The organism is Desulfovibrio simplex (assembly GCF_055387835.1).
Window position 1 is genome coordinate 2,743,709 of sequence record NZ_AP042377.1, and the last position, 23,757, is coordinate 2,767,465.

Genomic DNA, 23,757 nt, shown 5'->3' on the forward strand with positions numbered 1-23,757 from the left:
TAAGTTCATCAAGTGCCAATAAATAATGTGATTGCCACACACAAAAGAGTAGTATCGGTGCGCATTTTAAGGCGAATTTGATATGAAATAAACAGGGATGATTTCGATTTGACCTGAAAGCCAGCCCTTGAAAGAAGCGGGGAAGCGCCAGGTTGATGGCAATGAAATGGTGCCAGCAAGCCGTGCTCCTTGCCCACGAAGACTCCTCATAGGGGATCTGACCAGAATGTCATCAGGCGCCAGACCGGATTCTGACTTCCGCTGCCGAACGCGGCAACTACTTCACGGCCTGCCGTGCCATGATTTTTTCACAAAATTCGCTCTGCCGACAGTAGGCAGCGCGTCATGCCGGAGTGCGGCGTCGAGGCCTGTCTGATGTCGGCGCACGCCTGATGCCAGCAGCCCGGAAGGCGCAACGGTCACGCTGCTGCCGCCCAGCCTACTCCGGCAGCAGTTTTTCCTCCAGGGTCGCGTCCACGGGCACTTCGCGCGAGGCCAGCACCTTGTCTATGCGTACCGTGCCCGCCGGGGCGTTGCGCATGGGCTTGACGTGGCGCACCTCGGCATACTGGATACGGGCGCGGGCCGCGTCCCTCTGCCAGCTTTTGCTGGCCGCCAGAGAACCGGCCTCGTCCAGCGTACTTACTGGCACGTCCTGGCCGCCGTGGGTACGGCGAATGATGACGTGCGACCCCGGCCCGTTTTCGGCATGCAGCCAGATATCATGAGGGGCCGCCAGTTTGCGGGCCGCAAGGTTGCCCTTGGCGTCACGCCCGCGCAGCAGGGCAAAACCGTCCGAGCTGATGAAAAGCTGCACATTCCTGGGCAGTGCCGTGGGCATGCCCGCAGCAGCGCCAGCGCGGGTTCCGCGCCCTCCAGCCGGTTCGCTGCCCGCCTGGGCGGAGACTGTCTGGCCGCCGCCCGCGCCAAGCAGACTGTCGCGCCGGGCGCGGGCTATGGCCGCCGCTTCTTCCTCCAGCGCCCTGCGGCGCTGCGCCAGATGCTCCAGACCGCGCCAGCCGCGCCGGGCCGTGTGGAAGAGTCGCTCCATTTCCTCGCGCACGTTGCGCCGTGGGTCCAGGCGGATCTCGCGGGCAGGGCCGTGCGCGCCAGCGGCCACCGTAACGCTGAGCGCCCGGTATTCCGCAGGCCATTGCCACAGGTTTTCCTGAAGCGCCAGCGCGTCGGCCTGCGCTTCGGTCATGGCCGTGAGGCGTCGCTCTTCTTCACGCAATTTGTCCAGCAATTTTGTGAGCTTGCGCCCGCGTCTGTCCAGCGGCAGGGCCGCCTCCTTCGCCTGTTCGCCAGCAAGCCGTGCCAGCACCATGTCCTGCCCGGATTTTTCTGTCAGGCCCAGCACATCCGCTCCGCTCTCTTCACGCAATACAAGGCCGGATGCCCGCTCATCCTCTGTCAGCAGGGCCGCGCACTGCTGCGGCGACAAAGGCCAGGCGCTGATGGCCCGGATGGAACGGATGGAACGGATGGAACGGGGGGCGTTGCCGGCGAAAATGTCGGAGATGGCCAAGGTGGCCGAGGCGGCCGCTGTGGACGGCATGGGAGGTATGGAAGGCCCGGAACCACCGGAGGCCGCCGCATCCACCGCAGGGGCCAGGCCGTCCGCAAACTGGCCGCCTGCGCCCTGCGCCGGATTTTCTGCCGTTTCCGGCAGTGCCGGGCCGTAGCAGAACACGTCGCCGCCGCCAGCCCGCAAATCTTCCATCAGGGCCCATTGCTCCGGCTCTTCCAGGCAGGCCAGGGTGCGCCGCAGGGCCGGAGTGAGTACGGGCCACGCGCGCCAGTCCCGCAGGGCCTGGGCCAGAGTGTCCGGCCCTGGCCAGTCAGGGGCTTCATCTTCCGGCGCTTCGCCCTCTGCCAGAAAATGCAGGGACGGCCCTTCCCGCAAATCCAGTAAAAGCCAGGCGAGCCGGGATGCGTCAGTGCCGGAGCCTTTGCCGCCCTGATCCGCCATAAGCGCGCTGTCGCCTCCGGCCAGCAGAAGCCAGAGCTGCCGTGCGCAAAACCTGACCACGCAGGACGCTACGCGCCGACCGGACGCATATTTTCGCAGGCGCATGATCTGGGCCGAAGGCGCCTTGCCTGCCGTGATGCGGCTGGCGCTCAAAAAGCAGAAGGGCTCCTTGCGGGCGTGCCGCAGGCACAGCTGGCGTTTGCGACCGCCGCCATACCAGGTGAGCACCAGAAGCCCCGGAGCGGGTTCCTGCAATTTTTCAATCCGCGCCCCGGTAAGCTGGGGCGTCAGGTCTTCACAAAGGCGGCGAAAAAGATGTGCGTCCATAGGTATGAAAAAACCCGCCTGAGGGCGGGAAAGCTTATGCCTTCAGTGCTGAAGACCAATTTGTGCGCGCCCCGCAGCCGGGGCGTGGTGCAAGAGCGGGGCATAAAGAACAGCGCGGTGCCCCATAATAAGCCCGGGCCGCGCCCTCATGACAGGCGCGGCCCTCTGGGCGAAAACGGCATGGAGGAATCAGTGAGGCGCAAAGGCCGCTCCTGTTTCTTTGGCCGTGAATGTAAACCCGGTTTTGCCAGGCGTTCAGCCTCGCGCACCGCCAGGCTTTTTGAAGAACTCCGGCAGTCGTTCCACAGGCCGTCCGGGAATCCCGGCTGAGCCTCTGGCTCCGGTTGAGCCCCGGCCCCGGCTGTGAAGCGGGGTGGGAGCGTCCGGCACAAAACAGCCGGCGCCGTGAACCGCAGGCGGTCACGCCCGCTGCGGGCAGAGCCTCAGTCGCCTCTCAGGTGTTCGTCCTCTTCCTGTTTGGCTTTGCAGTTGATGCACAGCCGCGTCACAGGACGGGCCTTGAGACGCGGGATACTGATGTCGTCACCGCAATCCTCGCAGATGCCATACGTTCCGTCATCAATACGCGTCAGCGCTGCCTGAATTTTGCGAATAAGGCGGCGCTCCCGGTCACGGATGCGCAGGGTAAAGGCACGGTCAGACTCTGCTGTGGCCCTGTCGGCAGGGTCAGCAAATACTTCATTGCTGTCAGTAAGTTCTTCAATGGTGCTGTCGCCCTTTTGCTGGGCTTCTTCAAGCATCTCTGAAAGAAGTTTGCGAAAATATTCCAGGTCCTTATGATCCATGTAATCCTCCGGCGGACGCCGCTGGGGGCGTAAACACAAACTATTAACGCAATGGATACATATATCTTCAAGCCCTATCTTTGTAAAGCAGGCCCTGCGCCTTTATTGGCGTCTTTCGCAGTTAGGTGACAGCCTATTCTGTGTCTTCCGGCGCGGGCTTGTGTTTGCCATGCAGTAACGCGGCAAGGCGATCCCTGGCTTCGGCCCTGATAACGGCCTTCACATCATCCCAGGGGGCTTCGCCCCATGCCTGTCCCAGCCGTTGCGGCGTCACATCCATCTCAAAGGCGGCGTCGCCCTCGGCCTGCCCCTGCCGCGCACGCACAGCCACAGGGCCGCCCGCGGCCATGGCCTTGGGCGCGTAGGAGGCCGCATGGGCCGCCGCGCTTTCCAGCACATGACGGGGCCAGTCCGCGCCGCAGCGGGCCAGTGCCATGGGCCCGGCCAGGTCGCGCAGACGCAGCAGCATGTCGTCAGGCTGCATGGCAGCGGCCAGCTTGTCGTTGTCCGCGCTGTTGCGGCCAATGCAGAGCCAGTAATGATTGTCGCCTTCGTGATGCCAGAACTGGCGGCCAAGATTGGCCAGGGCAAAATCCCTGTCGCCAGCCCTGGGCAGCAAGGTGAGTACAGTCCAGTACCGGCGGGCGTTTTCTTTTTCCGTCAGGCGGCAGCCACCACCGGGGGTGGGAATCTCCGTAACGCCCAGCTCCGCCGCCAGATCAAGCTGATCGCGGCGACCCCGGCCGGAAAAGCCCAGCAGGCGGGTGCGGTCCACAAGGCCGCTTTCTTCCATTTGCGTCACCGGCAGATGCGTGGCGCAGAGGGGCCGCAGCAAGATACCGCTCACTCCCGCGTCGCGCATGATGAGGTGCAGCGTGTCGCGCCTTTGCGACATGGGCCGCTGCCCGAGCACCTCGCCCGTGGCGAGGCCCTTGGCCCCGACCGACTCCATATAGAAGCGCGCCTTGCGCAACAGCAGTATCTTGCAGTCCACGCAGGGATTCATGACCTTGCCGAAACCGTGTTCCGGCCGCTGGCGCAGCATTTCCGCAAAATCTTCTCCCACGTCCCGGGCCACGATGTCCAGCCCGTAGACCTTGCGCCAATAGGGCACGGCCTTGGCGGAGCCGAAAAAAGGCGTGATAAAATGGATGCAGCGGACGGTAAGCCCCTGTCGTTCCAGGACCTTGGCCGCCAGGATGCTGTCCAGGCCGCCGGAAAAAAGCACGATGATGTCAGGCTGATTGCTCATGACCGCGCTTGTATGACAGACAAGCCGCACTGTGCAAGAGGCGGACAAGGAAAATTTCTTGCCATGCACGCTATCAAGAATTATAATCAATAATTAGCGCCCACCTGAGTGCGCCACTGTTGTGGACACACATTCTCGACGGTCGCGTCACGCCCGCCATGGCACGCCGCAGCGTCACGACAAACCGGGCCGCTGGCGCGAGGGCATTTGCCTTGCGGCCCGGCCTTTGCTATAATGATGTGCTTGAAGATATCTTTATACGGAGCAAAAAAGCTATGGCCAAAAAACCGGCCCTGAGCCCTGAAGACGCGCGCGCGGAAGCCCTGGGCACCGCCCTTGCCACCATTGAACGCAAATACGGCAAGGGCGCTGTCATGAAGCTTTCTGACGACGCTCACGTGAATATACCCGTTATTCCCACAGGTTCCATCGGCCTTGACCTGGCCCTGGGCGTGGGCGGCATACCGCGTGGGCGTATATCGGAAATTTTCGGCCCCGAATCTTCGGGCAAAACCACCCTTACCCTGCACATCATCGCCGAGTGCCAGCGCATGGGCGGCACCTGCGCCTTTGTTGACGCCGAACACGCCCTTGACGTGACCTACGCCAAGCGTCTTGGCGTCAATACTGACGAACTGCTCATCTCGCAGCCCGACTACGGCGAACAGGCCCTGGACATTGCCGACATGCTGGTGCGCTCCGGCGCGGTGGACCTTGTGGTGGTCGACTCCGTGGCGGCCCTCATTCCGCAGGCCGAACTTGAAGGCGATATGGGCGAAACCCAGGTGGGCGGCCATGCCCGCCTCATGTCGCACGCCATGCGCCGCCTCACGGGCACCATCCACAAGTCGCGCACCTCGGTCATCTTCATCAACCAGATACGCATGAAGATCGGCGTCACGGGCTACGGCAGCCCCGAGACCACCACGGGCGGCAACGCGCTGAAGTTCTACTCCTCCGTGCGTCTGGACATCCGCCGCATACAGACCCTCAAGGACAAGGAAGAATCCTTCGGCTCCCGCACCAGGGTCAAGGTGGTCAAAAACAAGGTTGCGCCGCCCTTCCGCAGCGCGATTTTCGACATTCTTTACGGCCAGGGCATCTCGCGCTCGGGCGAACTGCTTGATCTTGGCATTGAGGCCAAAATCATCGACCAGAGCGGTTCATGGTTCGCCTTTGGCGCTGAAAAACTGGGCCAGGGCCGTGAAAAAGTGCGCGCCCTGCTGGACGAGAACATCGACCTGCGCAACCAGATAGAAGCCAAGGTCGTGGAATTTTTGGGCCTGCACCCCAAGGAATTCACCCCCACGGCCGAAGACCAGGATGAGGGGCTGGACCCCGTCTCCGTTGATGATTAGGGCTTTTTCACGTTGAAATGCTTGCCGGGCGGACGAAGCATCCCTTGTCTTCATCCGCATTTTTGCGGCGATTGCTGCCTGTAGGGGCCTGCCCGTGGCGACCAGGGTCGCGGTGAATACAACGTGTTGCGACACACGCTGTTTTTCAGGCGCTGTTTCCCCAGGCACAACAAACCAGCTTTTGTCGCCATGGACGAAGCTTCAATGCCTTCGTCCGCAACGTGCTTCGTCGCAAAGGACGAAGCACGTTCGCCCTGCAAGCATTTCATGGCGCGAATTTTACAGAAATCCGCGCGGAGCGGACAGACATTTCCAATGTTGACCTGCTCATCAAGAGCAGATCACTTTTGAAATGCTTCACATTTCAAAAGTGAATACACGCTCGCTTCGGCGCTTAACCGCACAAATCAATTGCGCTTACGCCTTCGCAGCGGGCGACTGCTCACACAGTCGCCAGAGCAATTTCAAAGAGAAAATGCTCTACAGTCCGGCATGTCAGCCCGCTGCAGCGGGCAAAACGACCGCGACCGTGACCCGTTACGGCAATGACAGTACGGCCCCCCCTGTACGGCGGGGGTTACACCGAGCAGCCTTCACCAGGAGCCACTATGCTCACCGCTAAAGAAATCCGCCGCCGCTATCTTGAGTTTTTTCACCGTCACCAGCATGAAATCGTCGCTTCCGGGCCCATCATTCCGCCCAACGATCCTTCGCTGCTTTTTGCCAACTCCGGCATGGTGCAGTTTAAAAAACTTTTTCTCGGCGAAGAAAAGCGCTCCTACTCACGCGCAACCACCTGCCAGAAATGCCTGCGCGTTTCGGGCAAGCATAACGACCTCGAAAACGTGGGGCGCACCGCGCGCCACCACACGTTTTTTGAAATGCTCGGCAACTTTTCCTTTGGCGACTATTTCAAGCGCGAAGCCATCACCTGGGCATGGGAGTTCGTGACCAGGGAACTGGAACTTTCCAAGGACAAGCTGTGGGTCACGGTCTTCCGCGAAGACGATGAAGCCGCGACGCTCTGGGCCGAAATTGCCCAGTTGCCCGCCGAGCGCATCGTTCGCATGGGCGAGAAGGACAACTTCTGGACCATGGGCGATACCGGCCCCTGCGGCCCCTGCTCCGAAATTTACGTGGACCAGGGCGAAGACATGTCCTGCGGCCCCGACTGCGGCATCGGCGTGTGCGACTGCGACCGCTTTCTTGAAATCTGGAACCTGGTGTTCACCCAGTTTGACCAGAGCGCCGACGGCACCCGCTCCCTTCTGGCCAATCCCAACATCGACACGGGCATGGGTCTTGAGCGCATGGCCGCCGTGGCCCAGGGCAAACGCTCCAACTTTGACTGCGACCTGTTCCAGGACATTATCCAGTTCGCGGCCGGGCTTGCCGGCGTGAAGTACAGCTTCAGCGCTCCTGACACCAATGATGTGGACACGGCCCTGCGCGTCATTGCCGACCACAGCCGCGCCGCCGCCTTCCTCATTGCTGGCGGCGTGCTGCCCTCCAATGAAAACCGGGGCTATGTGCTGCGCCGCCTCATCCGCCGCGCCCTGCGCTTCGCCACCCTCATGGGCGTGAACGAGCCCTTCATGCACAAGGTTGCCCGCAAGGTCACCGAAGTTATGGGCGACGCCTATCCCGAACTGGTGGAAAGCGCCGACTTCATCGACCGCGCCGTGTTCGAGGAAGAACAGCGCTTCTCCCTGACGCTCAAGAAAGGCCTGGACCTGCTTGACGAAGAACTGGCCTCCCTCAAGGCGCAGGGCACGACGCTCATTCCCGGCGATTTCTGCTTCAAGCTGTACGACACCTACGGATTCCCGCTGGACATCGTGACCGACGTGGCCGAAAAGCGCGGCTTCAGCGCCGACGCCAAGGGCTTTGAAAAATACATGCAGGAGCAGCGCCAGCGCGCCCGCGAACACCAGAAAAAAGGCGGGCTGCTCGGTCAGGGCGACAATGGGGACAATCCCTTCAAAGCCCTTGCGGACGGCGGCGCGCAGAGCCGCTTTGTGGGCTATGACGGCTTGACGGCCCAAAGCGCCGTGACCGTGCTGCTCAACGCCGCCGGTCAGCCGGTTGACGTGCTTGGCGAGGGCGAGAGCGGCTACGCCGTTACCGAGGCCACGCCCTTCTATGGCGAAGGCGGCGGCCAGGCTGGCGACACGGGCATCATGAGCGCCACCTCCGGCGAGGCCAGGGTCCTCACCACGCACAAGCCCGCGCCCCAGTTGCTGGTGCATGAAATCGAGATCACCAGGGGCGAGCTGCTGCAAGGCAAGGAAGTGCGCCTGGCGGTCGACCCCGACGAACGCAAGGGCACTGCCCGCAACCATACCTGCACCCATCTGCTGCACGCGGCCCTGCGCCGGGTGCTGGGCACGCATGTCAAGCAGGCCGGGTCCCTGGTGGACGGCAGCCGCCTGCGCTTTGACTTTTCACATATCGCGGCCCTGACGACCGAAGAGCTTGCCGCTGTTGAGCGTCAGGTCAATGCCGCCATTATGGCCGACCTTGAGGTTTCCGCCAAGGAAATGGCCATGGCCGACGCGGTGGCCTCAGGGGCCATGGCGCTGTTTAATGAAAAATATGGCGACACTGTGCGCGTGCTCACAGTTTCAGGCGACGAAACGTGCGATCCTGAGTCCGTAGAACTGTGCGGCGGAACACATCTGTCCCGCACGGGCGAAGCCGGAGGCTTTCTCATTGTGAGCGAAAGCGGCGTTGCCGCCGGTACCCGCCGCATTGAGGCCGTCACAGGCTGGAACGCCTACGGGCATGCCGTGGAGCAGCGCGCAGAACTGGACGGTCTTTCCGCCCTGCTCAAGGCCAGGCCGGGCCAGCTTGCCGAACGCGTGCAGGCCCTGTACGCCGAAGTGAAAAAACTGCGCAAAGCCTCGGAAAAAGCCTCGGCCGCTCCGGCTTCCGGCGCGGAGCTGGCTGCCCGCGCCGAAAACGTCAATGGCGTGCGCCTGTTGGCCGCCCGGCTGGACAATGTGCCCGTCAAGGCCCTGCGTGAAGTCATGGACGACGTACGCTCGCGTCTTTCTGAAAATGCGGTGGCCTGCCTCGCCACGGTGGAAGAAGGCAAGGTGGGCATGCTTATCTATGTTTCCAAGGATCTGCACGGCAGATTTACGGCGCCCGCCCTTATCAAGCCTGTGGCCGCACCCTGCGGCGGCGCTGGCGGCGGCAGGCCGGATCTGGCCCAGGCGGGCGGCACTCAGCCCGAAGGCCTGGACGAGGCCTTTGCCATACTGAAAAAATGCATCGAACAATAAGGATCGTGTGATGATTGGCATTTCCAAGTTGTACTGCGACCAGGTGGAGCCTTCGGACGCGCTGCGTTATGGCCGTGAATCCGGCAAGCTGCCTTCACACCTGTTGCAGTTTTCCAAGGATAAAAAACCCGTGGTGGTCTGGAACATGACCCAGCGGTGCAACCTCAAGTGCGTGCACTGCTACGCCCACGCCATAGAGGTTGACGGATCGGACGACATCAGCACCGATCAGGCCAAGACCATGATCGATGATCTGGCCGCCTACGGCGCGCCCGTCATGCTTTTTTCCGGCGGCGAACCCCTGGTGCGCAAGGACCTCGTTGAACTGGCCAGCCATGCCACCTCCAGGGGCATGCGCGCGGTCATTTCCACCAACGGGACCCTCATCACCAAGGAAAAGGCGCGCGAACTCAAGGCCGTGGGCCTTTCGTACGTGGGCATCTCCCTGGACGGCATGGAAGAAATACACGACAAATTCCGCGCCGTGCCCGGCGCTTTTCGCAAAGCGCTGGAGGGCATCGCCAACTGTCAGGCCGAAGGCCTCAAGGTGGGGCTGCGCCTGACCATCAACAAGCGCAATGCCGGTGAAATCCCCGGCATCTTCCGCCTGCTCAAGGATATGGAAATTCCCCGCGCCTGTTTTTACCACCTTGTCTACTCCGGGCGTGGGTCGGAGCTGATCAAGGAAGACCTGGACCACGCGGAGACCCGTCAGGTGCTGGACCTCATCATGGACGAGACCCGAGCCCTGTTTGACGCCGGCAAGGGCAAGGAAATCCTCACCGTGGACAACCACGCCGACGGCCCCTACGTGTGGATGCGCCTCAAGCGCGAGAACCCCAGGCGTGCCGAAGAAGTGTTTGAACTGCTTCAGTACAACGAGGGCAACAGCTCCGGCCGGGGCATAGGCTGTATTTCCTGGGACGGCAAGGTGCATGCGGACCAGTTCTGGCGCAATCATGTGCTCGGCAACGTGCTGGAGCGCCCTTTCTCGCAGATTTGGGACGACCCCTCCATCGAGCTTCTGCACAAGCTCAAGGACAAAAAGGCCCACGTCACGGGGCGCTGCGCCAAATGCCGGTTCCTGAACATCTGCGGCGGCAACTTCCGCGCCCGTGCCGAAGCCTATTATGACGACATATGGGCGCCGGACCCGGCCTGTTACCTGACGGACGAAGAAATCGGCATCAAGTAGCCCGCGCGACGCATTTTGCTGACCGTAGGGAACTTGGCGGCGCGCCCCGGGTACGTAGACGCCTACGCTCCGTTCAGGCGCGCCGCCTGTTTTTCTGCCAGCAAGGACACATTCCTGTGTGCATTTCAGGCGTGAACTGTTCCGGCATGAACTCCGCGCCTTACAGGTTGTGGCGTACGGCGTCAGCGTAGCGGCACTGGCAGAGTGGCCTGCGACAGGATCCTTTCTTGACTGGAGTGTCCGCCCAGCCCGCTGCGCAAACCACGATACGCCACTGAAAATACGACGCGCCCCGTCAAAGCCGCGCCGCAGCAATCCCTACAGGCTGGCACAACAAAGGCCAGCACAAAGGACAACAGTCATGACAGCATTCCATCGCGGCCGCCGTCTACGTGCCACTCCCGAACTCCGCACCCTGGTGCGCGAAACCGCGCCCCTGCTTGTGGAAGATCTTATCCAGCCCTATTTTGTGGTCGAGACTGAAGACCGCAATTTCCGCAAAGAGATAAGCTCCATGCCCGGCCAGTTCCAGCTGAGCCTCGGCCAACTGGAAAAGCAGGTGGAGCGGGCCGTGGATACGGGCCTGCATGCCGTCATTCTTTTCGGCATTCCCGCCGTCAAGGACACAAAGGCCTGCGGAGCCTACGCCGACGACGGCATTGTGCAGGAGGCCGTACGCCTGCTCAAAAGCCGCTGGCCCAAGCTGTTTGTCATTACTGACGTATGCCTGTGCGAATACATGAGCCACGGCCACTGCGGCATCCTGACGCCCGAAGGCGTGGTGCGCAATGACGCCACCCTGCCCCTGCTGGCGCAGACGGCGGTGAGCCATGTGCGCGCCGGAGCCGACATGGTGGCCCCCTCCGACATGATGGACGGCCGCGTGGCCGCCATCCGCGAAGCGCTGGACGACGCTGGCTTCACGGGCACGCCCCTCATGTCCTACGCGGTCAAATACGCTTCCGCCTATTACGGGCCGTTCCGCGAGGCCGCCGAAAGCGCGCCTTCCAGCGGGGACCGCAAGTCCTACCAGATGGACCCGGGCAACGCCCGCGAGGCCCTGCGTGAAGCCTACGCGGACCTTGATGAAGGCGCGGACGCCCTCATCGTCAAACCCGCCGGGCCATATGCCGACATCATACGCCTTGTGCGCGACCATGTGGACGTGCCGCTGTGCGCCTATCAGGTCAGCGGCGAATACTCGATGATACGCGCCGCGGGCCTCAACGGCTGGGTGGACGAACGCGCCGTCATGCTTGAATCCCTCACGGGCCTCAAGCGCGCGGGCGCGGACACCATCATCACCTACTTTACCGAAACCCTGCTGGCGCAAAAGCTGGCACGGTAAGGCTGAAAAATAATGAGCAACCATTCGCACCACGCCGGGGGACATCCCGGCGGCATGCCCGGCAGCGCGGGCAACCCCATAAGCGGCCACCCCGGCGGGCATCCGGGCGGCCACCCTGGTCAGACTGGCGGCCAGGCGGGCATGAGCGCCCCCCTGCGTACCCTTGAAGACGGCAGCCCGGCCTGCCGCCTCATCGCCTGGGAAGTCACGCGCTCCTGTAATCTCGCCTGTCAGCACTGCCGTGCCGAAGCCCACCCGGAACCCTACCCCGGCGAGCTCTCCACCGCGGAAGCCAAGGCGCTTATCGACACCTTCCCCCAGGTGGGCAATCCCATCATCATCTTTACGGGCGGCGATCCCATGATGCGGCCCGATGTGTACGAGCTTGTGGCCTATGCCCACAGCAAGGGCCTGCCCTGCGCCTTTTCGCCCAACGGCACCCTGATCACCCCCGAAACCGCGCAAAAAATCAAGGATGCTGGCGTCAACCGCTGCTCCATCTCCATTGACGGCGCGGATGCGGCGAGCCACGACGAATTCCGCGGCGTGCCCGGCGCGTTTGACGCCTCCATGCGCGGCATCGAATACCTCAAGGCCGCGGGCGTGCCCTTTCAGATCAACACCACGGTCACGCGCAACAACCTCACCAGCTTCAAAAAAATATTCGAACTGTGCGAGCGTATCGGCGCGGCGGCCTGGCATATCTTTCTGCTGGTGCCCATGGGCCGGGCGGCCGGTCTTGCCGATCAGGTCATCACCGCAGAAGAATATGAGGAAGTACTGCACTGGCTGTACGACTTCCGCAAGACCACCAAGATGCACCTCAAGGCCACCTGCGCGCCGCACTACTACCGCATCATGCGTCAGCGCGCCAAGGAAGAGGGCATCAGCGTCACGCCCGACAACTTCGGCATGGACGCCGTCACGCGCGGCTGTCTTGGCGGCATCGGCTTCTGCTTCATCAGCCATGTGGGGCAGGTGCAGCCCTGCGGCTACCTTGAGCTCAACTGCGGCAATGTGCGCGAAACGCCCTTTCCCAAGATCTGGCGCGCGAGCAAGTACTTTTTGCAGTTCCGCGACCAGTCCTGCTATACGGGCAAATGCGGCGAATGCGAGTACCACAAGGTCTGCGGCGGCTGCCGCGCGCGGGCGCACAGCATGGACGGCGACCACATGGGCGAAGAGCCGCTGTGCACGTACATTCCGGCCAGGACACGCAAAAAGGAAAAGCCATGACCACTCAAGCCCACACCGCAGAACCCTCGGCCAGGCACAAGGATTCGACCCCGATGGACAGCCTGGACAGACAGTTGCTCGACATAATCCAGACGGACTTTCCCCTGTGCCCCCGCCCTTACGCCGAGCTGGGCCAGCGCCTGGGCATCCAGGAGCAGGAGGCCCTCGACAGGGTGCGCGCCCTCAAGGCCCGCAAGATCATCCGGCGGCTCGGGGCCAACTTCCAGTCGGCCAAGCTCGGCTTCGTGTCCACGCTGTGCGCCGCCAAAGTGCCGCAGGACAAGATGGAAGCCTTTGTGGCCGACGTCAACGCCAAGCCCGGCGTGACCCACAACTACCTGCGCGAACACGACTACAACATCTGGTTCACGCTTATCAGCCCCTCACGCGAAGAAGCGCAGACCACGCTGGACAGCATTACCCAATGCACGGGCATACCTATTCTCAACCTGCCCGCCACCAGACTGTTCAAGATCCGCGTGGATTTTCGCATGGACGGCGGCGACTAACGCCAATTTATTTTGAAGTACGTTGAGGGGGAGAAATACTTTGTGGGGGAGGGACCCTTTTGCAAAAGGGTCTCCTCCCCCACGCCCCCACCCCCTAAAACCTTTATTAGAGCAATTTAACTTTTAAATTGCTCTGACGGCTGCGTGAGCAGACGTTCGCTACGGAGGCGTAAGCGCAGTTTATCTGCGCGGTTAAACGCCGAAGTGAGCGTGCCTTAAACTTTGAGAATGTATATTCTCAAAGGTAATCTGCTCTAAAGTTAGATCATTGTACCTTTGAAAAAGGTTACATACTTTAAAGCCGCAAAATTTTTTCTTTTGGCCCAGACATGAAGAGCGCGCCCACACGGCGCGCTCTTCGCGTTTTTCGCTCTGCTCTCCATTGGGAATCCCGATGTTCAAAGGGCATGCCAGGCATGGGCGCGACACGCAACGATGCAAATTCACAGCACAAATAAGCTCGGCAAAGTGTGGGCGCGAGTAGCCCCACATACGCCGTCACGGCCCGCGCCTTGCCCCCGCCACCTCCAGGTCAGCCGCCAGCACGCGCGTTGCGCAAATCCACATCGCGCAAAAAGTGGATTTATCCATATGCTCCGGCCTATTGCCATGCACGCCCAACTTTAGTACATCAGCAGGAGCGGCACTGTTTAGCAATTATCTATACAAAATCCAGAACCGGCCCCTTCGGGTACGTCCGTGAAAAGCCCTATCTTCCTGATGGGCGAAAACGTAAAAAGCCTGGCAGCGCCAAGGCAAACCAGCGCTCCCCTGGCCGAAAAAAATTGCTTTGCAGTGCCCAATGACTGAGGTATTCCCAAAGCTTCAGACACGTTCTTCATTTACCAGCCAGCGGCCAAGGCCGGTTTCGCCTTGCCCGTTACCTGAAAGTCCGTTCCCTGCGCCACAGCCCAAGGATTGCCCATGACCTGCTTCTTCCGTCGCCTGAAGTACTGCGCGCTTTCATCCAGCCTGCCGCTTTTTTTCATTGTTCTCTGCATGGCGCTGTTGCGCCCCGGCATGGCCCTCAGCGCCCCGGCCATCCCCCAGCACGGTTCCCTCGAAACCTGCTCGGCCATTCTGTACGACCTGGACCACGACGCCATACTTTTTGAGCAGAACGCCGATCAGCACATTGCCCCGGCTTCGCTCACAAAGGTGCTTTCAATGTTCCTGGCCATGGACCAGATTCGCCAGGGAGCCGTCAGTCTGGACAGCCCTGTGACCGTCAGCCGCGCTGCCGCGCGCACGGGCGGTTCACGCATGGGTCTCAGTGAAAAGGACAACGTGACCCTTGAGCAGTTGCTCATGGGCATGGCCGTGTCTTCCGGCAACGACGCCAGCGCGGCCGTGGCGGAATTTGTGGGAGGCTCCACCCCGGCATTCGTGACCATGATGAACGCCAAGGCCCAGGCCCTCGGCATGCGTGACAGCCAGTTCCGTAATCCCCACGGCCTGCCCGCCGCCGGGCAGTACACCACCGCCCGCGACATGCTGACACTGGCCCGCGCGTACCTGCAGACCTATCCCGATGCCCTGCGCTTTCACAATACCCACTTCATAAACCACAAGGGCCGGGTCACCTGGAACAAAAATCCTCTGCTCGGCCAGTACCCCGGCGCGGACGGTCTCAAAACCGGATGGGTCAACGCTTCCGGCTACAACATCATCTTTACTGCCAGCCACGGTTCCAGACGCCTGCTGGCTGTCATCCTGGGCGCGCCGGACTCCCGCACGCGCGGGGTTGAGGCCTTTCGTCTGCTGGACGCCGGGTTCCAGGTTTGCGACAATCGCGCGGCCTCGGTAGTGGCGGCGCTGGACTGCCTGCCACCCGAGCAGTACAGGCCCGACATACACAAAACAGCCCGTGAAGCCTGGCTCACCTATGCCAGCGCCGACGACGCCCCCGTCAAAAAGCTCGGCAAGGGCAAAAAGGCCCAGGTCAGCAAAGCCAAGCAGACAGCCAAGACCAAAGCCCAGCCCAAAAAGAAAGAAGCCGCCAAGGCTGGCGTCAAACAAAAACGTACCTCGGATCAGGCCGCAAGGCGTGCGGCGGATCAGACAAGCTAACGTACTGGTACTTTGAAATATTTTGTTGGGGAGGGACCCTTTTGCAAAAGAGTCCCTCCCCCACGCCCCCCTAAAATCCTTATTGTCCGTTAGAGCATTGTAACTTTGAAAAAGTGTAAATGCTCTAACGCTGCACGAAAGTGCAGCGCGCCACAACGTGGCGTGGATTCAGCTGAAAACTGCATTTTTCGGCTGAATGAAAACTTTGGAATGTGAAGCATTTCAAAGTTAATCTGCTCTAGTATACTGGCGACTGCCGCGACAACGAATTTTGCGTAAAAACAGAAAGCGGCCCTTTGCATTCCGGCAGAATGATTTCTGTCTTGCCGGAATGCAAAGGGCCGCTTGCGTGGCACTCAAAAAGCAGGTTATCCCCTGTCCAGAACTCGCAGGGAAACGGCCTCGGCCAGATGGGCGGCGTCTATGCGCTGCCGCCCCTCCATATCCGCAATGGTACGGGCCATGCGCAGCACCCGCGCGCAGGCGCGGGCCGACAGGGCAAGGCGGTTCACGGCCGCTTCCATCAAATCATGGCCTGCGGCGTCGAGCGCGCAATGCTCGTCCAGCAGCGCGCCTGAAAGCTCCGCGTTACAGTGCGGGCCGTCAGCGCCATAGCGCTGCCGCTGCACCGCGCGGGCCGCGAGCACCCTTTCACGCATGGCGGACGAGCCTTCTCCGGCGCGGCCCTGACGCAGATCCGCATAGGGCACGGCGGGAACTTCCACATGCACGTCAATGCGGTCCAGCATGGGGCCGGACACGCGCGCCTGATAGCGGGCACGCTGGTCGGGGCGGCAACTGCACTCATGCATGGGATCGCCGTGATAGCCGCAAGGACAGGGATTCATGGCCGCCACCAGCATGCAGGCGGCGGGAAAGATCACGCTGTGCGCGGATCTGGCAATGTGAACAACGCCGCCTTCCAGCGGCTGACGCAGCGATTCCAGCGCGCTCTTCTGAAATTCCGGCAGTTCATCCAGAAAAAGTACGCCCCTGTGGGCAAGGCTGACCTCGCCTGGGCGCGGATAGGTTCCCCCGCCCACCAGGGCCACGTCCGAAATGGTATGGTGCGGCGCGCGAAACGGCCTCTGGCGCACCAGCCCCTGATGGTCGGACAGCTTGCCGGCGACGCTGTAAATCTTGGTGACTTCAAGCGATTCTTCAAAGTCCAGTGGCGGCAGAATGGTGGGCAGGCGCTGTGCGAGCATGGTCTTGCCGCTGCCGGGAGGGCCGAGCAGCAAGACGTTGTGTCCGCCAGCCGCGGCTATTTCCAGCGCGCGCTTGGCGGCCTCCTGCCCTTTGACTTCGGCAAAATCAAGGCCGTGGCCCAGGGGAGGCAGATCGTCCATTTCCGGTTCCGGCAGAGGCTCAAGAGGCTCCATCCCGGCCAGAAAGGCCGCGCACTGCGCGATATTGCGGGGAGTATAGACGCAAAGGCCGCGCACAACGGCGGCTTCAGCCCCATTGCCCGGCGGCACGATAATGCCCGCGGCGCCGCGTTGGCGGGCCAGCAAGGCCAGCGGCAGAACGCCGCTCACCGGGCGCAGATCGCCGCTCAGGGAGAGTTCCCCGGCCATGAAGAATTGTTGCAGACTCCCGGCGGGAATGGCGCCAGAGGCGGCCAGCAGGCCAGCGGCAAGAGGAAGGTCGTAGCTGGCCCCGCTTTTGCGCCGCCAGGCGGGAGCCAGATTGACGGTGATTCGCGCGGGCGGCAGCTTGAAATCGGCAGCCCTCAGGGCCGCAAAAACCCTGTCCTTGGCCTCGCGCACCGCCGTTTCTGCCAGCCCCACCATGGTGAAGCCCGGCAGACCCTGGCGCACGAAGTCCACTTCCAGTTCCACGGGATAGGCGTCCACGCCTTCCACGCCGCCGCTGTTCAGCCGGACTACCACCGGGCCTCCTTGCAACGCTTCAACCGCCGTAGCGGTGGGCGTCCGCTCACGCAAACGCCGGGGCTACACCTTAAAGTCTATTCCACCTTTTTGCCCATGCGGTCCCAGCGCATGTCGCCAAGCCCACCCCACGACCAGTAGATGCGCCATGCCTTGGCGCGGATGGCGTTGCGGCCCACAAATCCCCAGAAACGCGAATCCAGCGAATTGTCGCGGTTGTCGCCCATGACGAAATATTTGCCCTCGGGCACCGTCACCGGGCCGAAATTGTCGCGCACCGGCTCTATGCGGTCAGGCTGGGTAAAGCGGATATAACCTTCCTTGACGGCCTCGCCATTGCGGTACAACTGCTTGTTGCGCACCTCGATAATATCGCCGGGCACACCCACAATGCGTTTGATGTAGTCCACGCTGGGGTCGTTGGGGTATTCAAAAATGATGATTTCGCCGCGCTGCGGGTCATTGCCCTTGTAGAGGTAGTAATTGGTAAAGGGAACCTTGACCCCATAGGAGAACTTGCTGGCCAGCAGGTGATCGCCCACAAGCAGGGTTTGCAGCATGGATTCTGAAGGTATTTTAAATGCTTGCACGACGAATGTACGAATTACGAGAGCAAGCAGCAAGGCCACTAAAAGGGCTTCGCCATATTCGCGCCACAAGGGCTTCTTGGGAGGCGCAGATCTCAAAAGCGTGGTCATACGGTGCTGTTCCTTATTCTTTATGGCCCTTACGGCCCAATTATATGCAGGCTGCAAAGTATGCACTTATGCGCGGCCAAAGGCAAGGCGGGTTCAAACTGAACTTACTTTGGAATGTATATTCACAACGGCCACCCGCTCAAAAAACAAGACCCCGGAGTATCCGGGGTCTTGAACATATGGGCTGGACGCTAAGGAAGCACTGATTAAAGAGCCTCCTGGAAACGCGCAGTTATTTCCTTTGGCAAGGCGCGAGCTTTTTTCAAGCAGGAGTGGACTCTTTGTCCTCGACTGTTTCAAAAAAAGTGAAGCAACGCCGCCAAACGGAATAAATCAGCGTTTCCCTGATATATGCGCGGGGCGCCCAAGCCTAGACAGTGTAGCCACGAGATGAATTTTCAGTCATATCAAGGAGAACTAGCCTTTTATGTAGGGAGTGTACTCTGATGGTACTCGACCGGAATAAAAGGCGAAGTTCGACAAAGAGATGCCTGAAAAGGCGCTCGTGACGACACTGTCTACGGCAGGCGCAGGGCAAAGTTGATCACAAAGCACAGGGCGATGCAGACCATGACAAGGTTGAGATCCTTGAAGCGCCCGGCCAGGGCCTTGATGCCCACCCAGCTCACAAAGCCGAAGCCGAAGCCCGTGGCGATGTTGAAGGTCAGGGGCATACTGATGATGGTCAAAAAGGCGGGCAGCGCCACGGTGAAGTCCTTGAAGCAGATGCGCCCCACTTCCTGCATCATCATGGCGCCCACGATGATGAGCACGGGCGCTGTGGCGTAGGCGGGTACCATGCCCACCAGTGGGGAGAAAAAGAGCGCCAGAAAGAAAAGGGCGGCAATGGTGACGGCCGTGAGGCCCGTGCGGCCGCCCTCGGCCACGCCAGCCGCGCTTTCAAGATAGCTGGTGGCGGTGGTCGCGCCCATGACGGCGCTGGCCATAGTGGCCATAGAGTCGGTGATAAGGGCTTTGTCCAGGTTTTCGATGTGGCCGTCTTCACGAATGAAGCCCGCCTTCTGCGAGAGGCCGATGAGCACGCCCATGTTGTCGAAAAGGTCGACCATGGTCAGGGTAAAGATGATGGAAACAAGCCCGTGGTGCAGCGCGCCCTTGATGTCCATCTGCATGAAGGTCTCGGTGGGCATGGGCAGGCTGGCGGAAAAAACCGGCCCTTGCGGCAGTGGCGACACGCCAAGGAAGATGCCCGCCACGGTGATGGTCAGAATACCGATGATCATGGCCCCGCGCACGCGCAGCGACAGCAGACCGCCAATAAGAAAAATGCCCACCACGGAAAGCAGGGTCTTGGGATTGCCAAGATTGCCCAGAGTCACAAAGGTGGCCGGGTCTGCCGCGATGATGCCGCAGCTCTTCATGCCGATAAAGGCAATAAAGGCCCCGATGCCCACCACGATGGCGAACTTGAGATCCATAGGCACGGCATTGATGATGAGCTGGCGGATGCGCGTGACGGTGAGCAGCAGAAAGACTATGCCCGATATGAACACGGCCCCGAGGCCCGTTTGCCAGGAATAGCCCGCAGGGCCGCAGACGTAGTAGGCAAAAAAGGCCGTAATGCCCAGCCCCGGAGCGACGCCCACGGGAAACTTGGCCCATACGCCCATGACAAGGGTTGCGAGAATGGTCACCCAGATGGTGGACGCCACGGCGGAATCCCTGGGCATGCCCGCGTCGGCCAGCATGCCGGGCACCACAAAGATGAGGTAGCACATGGCCATGAAGCTGGTGAGACCGGCCAGCATTTCCCTTTTGACCGTGCTGCCTCTCGCGGCGGGATTGAACAGTTTTTCCAGCACACTCATGGCGTTTCCTCCTTGCTGTGCGACGCCAGACGGGGTTAGGGCATTAAAACCCGCCCCAGAAAAAAACAAAAAAAACAAAACGCCGCCCGCAGGGTGCGCCGTCTTCAATGGCGAGATGCTGCCTTTGCGATTCAGGCAGCAGGCTCCGGACGGGGCAGGGGCATATGGACGCAACAAACTGTATGGATATGAAACGAATGTGCAGGCATGTTTCCGCCTGCGTAATGAAGGCGGCAGCATGCCACAGACGGCCCGTCATGTCCACAGACTTTTGGAAACGCGCAGTTATTCCGTTTTGCGGCGTTGCTTCACTTTTTTTGAAACAGTCGAGGACGGAAGAACCCACCCCTGCTTGAAAAAAAGATCGCGCCTTGCCAAGCGAAATAACTGCGCGTTTCCAGGAGGCTCGTTAATCAGCGCTTCCTTTTATCCACGCCATGCCTGAAAAAACGAAGGATCCCCGGCTGCCGTACGCTGCCGGGGAGTTGTGGAATTATTTTGGAAAAAACTGATTAAAGAACCCTAAGGAACCGCTGATTAAATGGCTCCCATAATCTTGTAAGCAATACCTGGAAATGCTGCATTTTCGTGTTTGGCCAGGCGCGAGTCTTTTTTGAGCGGGGGCTGGACTCTTCCGTCCTGCCCCCGCTCAAAAAAGGCGAAGCAACAACGCCAAACGCGAATAAATCAGTATTTCCCTAACGATTTCCCTAACGGCCCACGCCTATGCTCGTCTGCACCTGTCCCTTGGGCTGCACGCGCACGCCCTGTCCGCAGCCGGAAAGCAGCAGAGATGCCAGCAGCGCCCCCAGCAGGGCCACCAGCAAAAGACGCAGCGAAAGCCGGCGGCCGGGCCGCCGCAAATCCGCATCAGGCACGCGGGCGCTCCTGAAGAATGCGCGCGCCGTCGGGCACATCCTGGGTGATCCACACATTGCCGCCAATGACAGCGCCCTTGCCTATGGTCACGCGCCCAAGAATGGTGGCCCCCGCATACACCGTCACGTTATCGCAGAGTATGGGGTGCCTCGGTATGCCCTTGGTCAGGGTGCCGTCCGCGTTTTTGGGAAAGGACAAAGCCCCCAGGGTAACGCCCTGGTACAGACGGCAGTTGCGCCCGATAATGCAGGTTTCGCCAATGACCACGCCCGTGCCGTGGTCGATGAAGAATTCCTCGCCAATGCTCGCGCCGGGGTGCAGGTCAATGCCCGTTGCCGAGTGCGACATTTCTGAAATGATGCGCGGAATCACCGGGACCTTGAGGCTGTAAAGCTCGTGGGCGATGCGGTGGTGCAGCATGGCCTGCATGGACGGATAGCAAAAAATGGTCTCACCGGGGCTTGTGGCGGCAGGGTCGCCCTCATAGGCGGCCTTGGCGTCACTGGCCAGCAGGCGGCGAATCTCCGGCAAGCGGTCCATAAAGGCCTCGGCGGCTTTTTCACCATCCGACTCGCAGGACGTGCAGGGATTGCTCTCGCCCGCGCAGCCAAAGCAGAAGCCGCGCACTATCTGCTCGCACAGCATGCGGTAAATGGTATCGAGATTGGCCGAAAGGTGGTAGCGCATGGACTCGCGCCATACCCGCGCGGAACCGAAATACCCCGGAAAAATGGCCGCCCGCAGACGTTCCATAATTTCGGTAAGGTCCTTCAGCGAAGGCATGGCCGCGCCCTGAGCCGGACGATGCCACACCGCGTCCAGTGACGAGGGGTGGCAAAGGCGCTCAACCACGCTATCCAGCAGAGGCATGGTCGTAGCCTTGAGGTCACGCATTTCACTCATAGCAGCATCCTGTGTTTTTCTTTTCTTGGGAAACGCTGATTTATTCCGTTTGGCGGCGTTGCTTCACTTTTTTTGAAACAGTCGAGGACGAAAGAGTCCACTCCTGCTTGAAAAAAGATCGCGCCTTGCCAAAGGAAATAACTGCGCGTTTCCAAGAGGCTCTTTAATCAGTGCTTCCCTTGTATACTGAACGGCAGGCTCAAGCAACACCGTTAGCGTGCGGCTCCGCGTCGTTCAACGGCGCGGTGGACGGTGGTCTCAGGCGGCGGCTCTGCGGCGTTGCGGCGGCTCTGTGTCGGCCAGCGGCCGGTGGCGGTACCGCGCGGCGCGGCGACGCTGCGCTGCAAGGCGCGGTGGACAGCGTGACGCCGGGGTAAGTTTTTTTCGCCAACCAGCCGATAAGGCTGTTGCGGCAGGCACGTCCCCGCCGCAAAGGAGCATGCCATGAATGACGTGCAGATGGGCATGAGTGTTTCCATAAGTCGTGAAGCTCTGGATTTTCAGGCCAGCATGTCTGCCGCTGTGATCAACGGCAGCATCAACAAGGGGCAGGAAATGCAGATGCGCATGGACAAGGATGCCGGTTTGGCGGCTCAGGGCATTGGCGGCAAGATCAACATCGAAGTCTGATCGCCGCCGACGCGCCGGCATGCGGGCCACGGAGCCACGGGGAGAATTTTCGTGCCCTCGTGCCCGTGGCCCGCATTTGTTCTGACGGCGCGGGGGCTCGTTGACAATTTTTGGTCTTGGGGTAAGCCTGTACGCCAGCCGCCCCGGATATTTTTGCGGGTTCAGGGAAACGCTGATTTATGCCGTTTGGCGATGTTGCTTCACTTTTTTTGAGACAGTCGAGGACGGAAGAGTCCACTCCTGCTTCAAAAAAAGATCGCGCCTTGCCAGACTAGAGCAGATTAACTTTGAGAATATACATTCTCAAAGTTTAAGGCACGCTCACTTCGGCGTTTAACCGCGCAGATAAACTGCGCTTACGCCTCCGTAGCGAACGTCTGCTCACGCAGCCGTCAGAGCAATTTAAAAGTTAAATTGCTCTAAACAACTGCGCGTTTCCAGGAGGCTCTTTAATCAGTGTTTTTTTAGCCCCATTCGCGTGGCCCACTCCGCCCCCAAGAGGTATCACAGTGAAAATTCTTGTTACTCCCCGCTCTTTTGGCAAAACCAATCCCGAACTGTTCGACCGTCTGGCGCAGGCCGGGCTTGAAGTCGTGCGCAACGACACGGGCGGCATCCTTTCCGCCGAACAGATGCGTGAAAAACTGGCCTCGTGCCAGGGCGTCATTTTGGGTGTTGACCCTATGGACGCCTCTGTGCTGGCCGCCGCGCCGGAACTCAAGGCCATCGCCAAATACGGCGTCGGGCTGGACAATATTGATCTTGAAGCCTGCAAGCAGCGCGGCATCGCGGTGTCGCGCACGGTTGGGGCCAACAGCAACGCCGTGGCCGACTACGCCCTGACCCTCATGCTGATGGTGGCGCGCAAGGCCGGGCTCATTGACCGCCGCTGCCGTGAAAAAGACTGGGGCAAGATCACCAGCATCGACCTTTACGGCAAAACCCTGGGCATCATCGGCCTTGGAGCCATTGGCCGCTGCGTGGTCAAACGCGCTCAGGGCTTTGGCATGAAAATTCTGGCCCACGACATCGCCTGGGACGAAGCCTGGGCCAAGGGCGAAGGCGTCGAACGCGCGGATGTAGACCGCATCTGCCGCGAGGCGGACTTTATCACCCTGCACACGGTGCTGACGGACGAAACCCGCAACTGCATCAGCGCCGGGCGCATCGCCGCCATGAAGAAAACAGCGGTCATCATCAACACCGCGCGCGGCGGGCTTATTGACGAAGCCGCCCTGCTGGCCGCCCTTCAGGCCGGCAGCATCTACGGCGCGGGGCTGGACGTGTTCGAGCAGGAGCCCCCGGCGGATCCGGCCTGGTATGCGCTGGACAACCTTGTGATGGGGTCGCACTGCTCCTCCTCCACTGCCGGAGCCACGGAAAGCATGGGCCATATGGCCGTGGACAACCTTTTGCGTGATTTGGGGCTGTAGGCCTCTAACATGCAGTTGCCCCGGCTGGAAGGTTCCCAGCCGGGGCGCAAGACGCTTAACCCGCGGGGACGTGTCCCACAGGCGACGGATGTTGACTCACATGGTCGCCCTCACTTACCCGATAGGCATTGCG

The 23,757-nt window shown here is 60.8% G+C and carries 18 protein-coding genes; 9 read left to right on the plus strand and 9 right to left on the minus strand.

Annotation, left to right across the window (positions count from 1 at the left end; genetic code table 11):
* Positions 1 to 8: 8 nt before the first annotated feature.
* The 4 genes from ACZ5DH_RS11360 to ACZ5DH_RS11375 all read right to left on the minus strand — a co-directional run bounded on the left by ACZ5DH_RS11360 (position 9) and on the right by ACZ5DH_RS11375 (position 4,357).
* Entirely contained in the window at positions 9 to 197 is a 189-nt protein-coding gene (locus ACZ5DH_RS11360; RefSeq protein ID WP_464254385.1) for a hypothetical protein, read from the minus strand.
* Between the two features lie 242 nt (positions 198 to 439).
* A complete protein-coding gene (locus ACZ5DH_RS11365; protein WP_464254386.1) occupies positions 440 to 2,299 on the minus strand; it encodes an NFACT RNA binding domain-containing protein in 1,860 nt (619 codons plus the stop codon).
* Between the two features lie 443 nt (positions 2,300 to 2,742).
* Complete coding sequence (gene dksA, locus ACZ5DH_RS11370) at positions 2,743 to 3,105, minus strand: RNA polymerase-binding protein DksA (protein WP_179980589.1); 363 nt, start codon at positions 3,103 to 3,105, stop codon at positions 2,743 to 2,745.
* Positions 3,106 to 3,238: 133 nt separating this feature from the next.
* Positions 3,239 to 4,357 carry a tRNA(5-methylaminomethyl-2-thiouridylate) methyltransferase gene (locus ACZ5DH_RS11375; RefSeq protein WP_464254387.1) on the minus strand — a complete coding sequence of 373 codons (1,119 nt, stop codon included), beginning with the start codon at positions 4,355 to 4,357 and terminating at the stop codon, positions 3,239 to 3,241.
* 275 nt (positions 4,358 to 4,632) lie between these two features.
* On the opposite strand from ACZ5DH_RS11375, the gene recA reads away from it, so the two are divergent.
* From recA to ACZ5DH_RS11410, 7 genes are all read left to right on the plus strand, one after another.
* A complete protein-coding gene (gene recA, locus ACZ5DH_RS11380) occupies positions 4,633 to 5,715 on the plus strand; it encodes a recombinase RecA (protein WP_464254388.1) in 1,083 nt (360 codons plus the stop codon).
* 608 nt (positions 5,716 to 6,323) lie between these two features.
* Complete coding sequence (alaS, locus tag ACZ5DH_RS11385; RefSeq protein ID WP_464254389.1) at positions 6,324 to 9,002, plus strand: alanine--tRNA ligase; 2,679 nt, start codon at positions 6,324 to 6,326, stop codon at positions 9,000 to 9,002.
* A gap of 10 nt (positions 9,003 to 9,012) precedes the next feature.
* Positions 9,013 to 10,197 carry a 12,18-didecarboxysiroheme deacetylase gene (ahbC, locus tag ACZ5DH_RS11390; RefSeq protein WP_464254390.1) on the plus strand — a complete coding sequence of 395 codons (1,185 nt, stop codon included), beginning with the start codon at positions 9,013 to 9,015 and terminating at the stop codon, positions 10,195 to 10,197.
* A 361-nt stretch (positions 10,198 to 10,558) separates the two neighbouring features.
* Positions 10,559 to 11,545, plus strand: a complete 987-nt coding sequence (hemB, locus tag ACZ5DH_RS11395; protein ID WP_464254391.1) for a porphobilinogen synthase — start codon at positions 10,559 to 10,561, stop codon at positions 11,543 to 11,545.
* A 12-nt stretch (positions 11,546 to 11,557) separates the two neighbouring features.
* On the plus strand, positions 11,558 to 12,781 hold the full coding sequence (gene ahbD, locus ACZ5DH_RS11400; protein ID WP_464254392.1) for a heme b synthase: 1,224 nt from the start codon (positions 11,558 to 11,560) through the stop codon (positions 12,779 to 12,781).
* A 53-nt stretch (positions 12,782 to 12,834) separates the two neighbouring features.
* Positions 12,835 to 13,290, plus strand: coding sequence for a siroheme decarboxylase subunit alpha (gene ahbA / locus ACZ5DH_RS11405; protein ID WP_464256545.1), 456 nt, complete (start codon positions 12,835 to 12,837; stop codon positions 13,288 to 13,290).
* A 924-nt stretch (positions 13,291 to 14,214) separates the two neighbouring features.
* On the plus strand, positions 14,215 to 15,360 hold the full coding sequence (locus tag ACZ5DH_RS11410) for a serine hydrolase (RefSeq protein WP_464254393.1): 1,146 nt from the start codon (positions 14,215 to 14,217) through the stop codon (positions 15,358 to 15,360).
* Positions 15,361 to 15,728: 368 nt separating this feature from the next.
* Here ACZ5DH_RS11410 and ACZ5DH_RS11415 read toward each other — a convergent pair whose 3' ends face one another.
* The 5 genes from ACZ5DH_RS11415 to epsC form a co-directional block, all read right to left on the minus strand.
* The gene (locus ACZ5DH_RS11415; protein ID WP_464254394.1) at positions 15,729 to 17,252 is read right to left on the minus strand and encodes a YifB family Mg chelatase-like AAA ATPase; all 1,524 of its coding nucleotides are present in this window, start codon (positions 17,250 to 17,252) and stop codon (positions 15,729 to 15,731) included.
* Positions 17,253 to 17,329: 77 nt separating this feature from the next.
* The gene (lepB, locus tag ACZ5DH_RS11420) at positions 17,330 to 17,950 is read right to left on the minus strand and encodes a signal peptidase I (RefSeq protein ID WP_464254395.1); all 621 of its coding nucleotides are present in this window, start codon (positions 17,948 to 17,950) and stop codon (positions 17,330 to 17,332) included.
* Positions 17,951 to 18,468: 518 nt separating this feature from the next.
* Complete coding sequence (locus ACZ5DH_RS11425; protein ID WP_464254396.1) at positions 18,469 to 19,779, minus strand: NCS2 family permease; 1,311 nt, start codon at positions 19,777 to 19,779, stop codon at positions 18,469 to 18,471.
* 710 nt (positions 19,780 to 20,489) lie between these two features.
* Entirely contained in the window at positions 20,490 to 20,657 is a 168-nt protein-coding gene (locus ACZ5DH_RS11430; protein ID WP_464254397.1) for a hypothetical protein, read from the minus strand.
* Positions 20,650 to 21,561 carry a serine O-acetyltransferase EpsC gene (gene epsC, locus ACZ5DH_RS11435; protein WP_464254398.1) on the minus strand — a complete coding sequence of 304 codons (912 nt, stop codon included), beginning with the start codon at positions 21,559 to 21,561 and terminating at the stop codon, positions 20,650 to 20,652. The genes ACZ5DH_RS11430 and epsC overlap by 8 nt, the downstream gene beginning before the upstream one ends.
* Positions 21,562 to 22,005: 444 nt before the next feature.
* Between epsC and ACZ5DH_RS11440 the strand changes: the two genes are divergently transcribed.
* Together ACZ5DH_RS11440 and ACZ5DH_RS11445 are read left to right on the plus strand one after the other, a co-directional pair.
* Positions 22,006 to 22,191, plus strand: a complete 186-nt coding sequence (locus ACZ5DH_RS11440; RefSeq protein WP_464254399.1) for a hypothetical protein — start codon at positions 22,006 to 22,008, stop codon at positions 22,189 to 22,191.
* A gap of 509 nt (positions 22,192 to 22,700) precedes the next feature.
* Positions 22,701 to 23,624: a phosphoglycerate dehydrogenase gene (locus tag ACZ5DH_RS11445; protein ID WP_464254400.1), complete on the plus strand. Its 924-nt coding sequence runs from the start codon at positions 22,701 to 22,703 to the stop codon at positions 23,622 to 23,624.
* The last annotated feature ends 133 nt before the right edge of the window (positions 23,625 to 23,757 follow it).

What these genes read in the sequence shown, in the direction of transcription:
- ACZ5DH_RS11365 (WP_464254386.1), bottom strand. Translation starts at nt 2,299, where the DNA reads ATGGACGCACATCTTTTTCGCCGCCTTTGTGAAGACCTGACGCCCCAG.
- dksA (WP_179980589.1), bottom strand. Translation starts at nt 3,105, where the DNA reads ATGGATCATAAGGACCTGGAATATTTTCGCAAACTTCTTTCAGAGATG.
- ACZ5DH_RS11375 (WP_464254387.1), bottom strand. Translation starts at nt 4,357, where the DNA reads ATGAGCAATCAGCCTGACATCATCGTGCTTTTTTCCGGCGGCCTGGAC.
- recA (WP_464254388.1), top strand. Translation starts at nt 4,633, where the DNA reads ATGGCCAAAAAACCGGCCCTGAGCCCTGAAGACGCGCGCGCGGAAGCC.
- alaS (WP_464254389.1), top strand. Translation starts at nt 6,324, where the DNA reads ATGCTCACCGCTAAAGAAATCCGCCGCCGCTATCTTGAGTTTTTTCAC.
- ahbC (WP_464254390.1), top strand. Translation starts at nt 9,013, where the DNA reads ATGATTGGCATTTCCAAGTTGTACTGCGACCAGGTGGAGCCTTCGGAC.
- hemB (WP_464254391.1), top strand. Translation starts at nt 10,559, where the DNA reads ATGACAGCATTCCATCGCGGCCGCCGTCTACGTGCCACTCCCGAACTC.
- ahbD (WP_464254392.1), top strand. Translation starts at nt 11,558, where the DNA reads ATGAGCAACCATTCGCACCACGCCGGGGGACATCCCGGCGGCATGCCC.
- ahbA (WP_464256545.1), top strand. Translation starts at nt 12,835, where the DNA reads ATGGACAGCCTGGACAGACAGTTGCTCGACATAATCCAGACGGACTTT.
- ACZ5DH_RS11410 (WP_464254393.1), top strand. Translation starts at nt 14,215, where the DNA reads ATGACCTGCTTCTTCCGTCGCCTGAAGTACTGCGCGCTTTCATCCAGC.
- lepB (WP_464254395.1), bottom strand. Translation starts at nt 17,950, where the DNA reads ATGACCACGCTTTTGAGATCTGCGCCTCCCAAGAAGCCCTTGTGGCGC.
- ACZ5DH_RS11425 (WP_464254396.1), bottom strand. Translation starts at nt 19,779, where the DNA reads ATGAGTGTGCTGGAAAAACTGTTCAATCCCGCCGCGAGAGGCAGCACG.
- epsC (WP_464254398.1), bottom strand. Translation starts at nt 21,561, where the DNA reads ATGAGTGAAATGCGTGACCTCAAGGCTACGACCATGCCTCTGCTGGAT.
- ACZ5DH_RS11440 (WP_464254399.1), top strand. Translation starts at nt 22,006, where the DNA reads ATGAATGACGTGCAGATGGGCATGAGTGTTTCCATAAGTCGTGAAGCT.